The sequence below is a fragment of the Nocardiopsis nanhaiensis genome (assembly GCF_054778635.1).
This window is the reverse complement of sequence record NZ_BAAGZJ010000178.1, coordinates 1-1,652: the sequence shown is the minus strand read 5'-3', so window position 1 is coordinate 1,652 and position 1,652 is coordinate 1. Positions and strand designations below refer to the sequence as shown.

General features: G+C 66.8%; 2 protein-coding genes. One reads left to right on the top strand and one right to left on the bottom strand.

Going from position 1 to position 1,652, the window contains the following annotated elements; all coding sequences use genetic code 11:
- Positions 1-55: 55 nt before the first annotated feature.
- Positions 56-1,165 (bottom strand): IS630 family transposase, encoded by a 1,110-nt coding sequence (locus ACYVD1_RS34635; RefSeq protein ID WP_460778702.1) that lies wholly within the window; start codon positions 1,163-1,165, stop codon positions 56-58.
- 116 nt (positions 1,166-1,281) lie between these two features.
- Here ACYVD1_RS34635 and ACYVD1_RS34630 point away from each other — a divergent pair, with 116 nt between their 5' ends.
- Positions 1,282-1,608 carry a hypothetical protein gene (locus tag ACYVD1_RS34630; protein WP_460778701.1) on the top strand — a complete coding sequence of 109 codons (327 nt, stop codon included), beginning with the start codon at positions 1,282-1,284 and terminating at the stop codon, positions 1,606-1,608.
- The last annotated feature ends 44 nt before the right edge of the window (positions 1,609-1,652 follow it).

Genomic DNA, 1,652 nt, shown 5'->3' with positions numbered 1-1,652 from the left:
CTAGTGCAGCGATTCATAAGTCCTTCGACTGTGTGATGGTTACCTTCCGTGATCGTCAGGCGGCCTGGAGGTAGGTGTCCTGGCGTGCCCGCTCGTGCTGATGGCGGGCCAGGTAACGAGCGTGCTCGGCCCGCGCGTCGTACTTCCATTCGAATGGCTTGGCAGTGGTGTTGTAGCGAACGGTGAACTCCGTGATCTTGTCCTGAAGGTCCTTCTGGGAGGCGAAAGCGCCGCGTCGCAACAAGCGTCGGGTCAGCACCGAGAACCACAGCTCGACCATGTTCAGCCAGCTGGCGTGCTTGGGTGTGTAGGTCACCGAGAACCTCCGGCGCCCGGCCAACCATGCCCTGGTGGCCTTGGAGGTGTGCGAGGACCCGTTGTCCAGCACCAGATGGATCTTCAGTTTCGGGTCGATGGCCTGGTCCAGCCGGTGCAGGAACGCGATGAACGTCACCGAGTCGTTGCGCCTGATCCGCTCGGCCCACACCTGCCCGCTGGCCACCTCCATCGCCGCGATGATGGAGACCGTGCCGTGGCGCACGTACTCGAACTCCCGCCGTGCCGGGCGGCCCCGCATCATTGGCCGCTCGGCGTACTTACGGGATGTGGCCTGGATCCCTGTCTTCTCGTCGATACTGATCAGCACGGTGCCAGCAGGTGGGTCCAGGTAGCGATCGCACACGGTCGCGGCCTGCTCCCAAAACGCCTCGTCGTCGCGGCGAGCCAGCCAGCCCTGGACCCGGTGGGGCTTGAGGTCCTCGGCGGCCAGCACACGCCCGACCTGTGCGGGAGAGATCCCGGTGTCGGCGAGCTCGGCGGCGATCAGCCGGTGGCTCCACTGGGACTCCCCTACCGGTGGGATCGAGGTGGCGGTGGCCACGATCCGCACGCGCACCGTGGGCCCATAGACCTCGGGGCGGCCGCTACGGGGCTGGTCCGCGAGCGCGGACAGCCCCCCATGGCTGTACCGGGCGGTCCAGGTCCGCACGGTCTGCAGGTGTGCCCCGACCTGGGCGGCTATCTCGGCCTCGGAACGGCCCCGCCAGGCCAAAAGCACCATCGTGGCGCGTTGGGCCAGCCGCTGCGGGGTGCTGGCCCGCGCGATGAGCTTTTCCAGCTTGGCCCGGCGGCGGTGGCCCAACACGATCACGGGCGCTTTGCTCACACCTATTGCTCCCCCTTTTGTCACGGTCCCAGCCGCGGGGCCTTTGGCGCCCGCGGGTATCCATAATCTATGCGGGCGGTGGTGGCCCCGCGGGCGGGCAGGGCAGGATGAGGAGCATGCCGATCCCTTCACGCGCGCTCAAGGACCAGGTCGAGGGTGGCTTGGACCACTACGCCTCGAGAGCCTGGCCGCAGTTGGAGGAGGTCACCATCGGCTGGCGTGGCTCCTACGGCTACCTGGTGGGGCACCTACCCGATGAAGATCTTGCCCTGGCGCGGATTGAGTACCTGGGTGATGCGCAGCACTGGGCGTTCGCGCTCTACGAACCTGCCAGTGAGCGCTACAAGGACACGGTGTTGCCGAGCGGGCAGTGGACCGGGACCCCGAACGAGGCTCTGGACTGCGCGTGTGGTGTCCACCTCGCCGATCTCGGGGAGCACTGACAGTAGTCAGCACTCCCCGAAGGACTTATGAATCGCTGCACTAG

Excerpts from the sequence above, each read along its gene's own strand:
- ACYVD1_RS34630 (WP_460778701.1), top strand. The coding sequence starts at position 1,282 with ATGCCGATCCCTTCACGCGCGCTCAAGGACCAGGTCGAGGGTGGCTTG.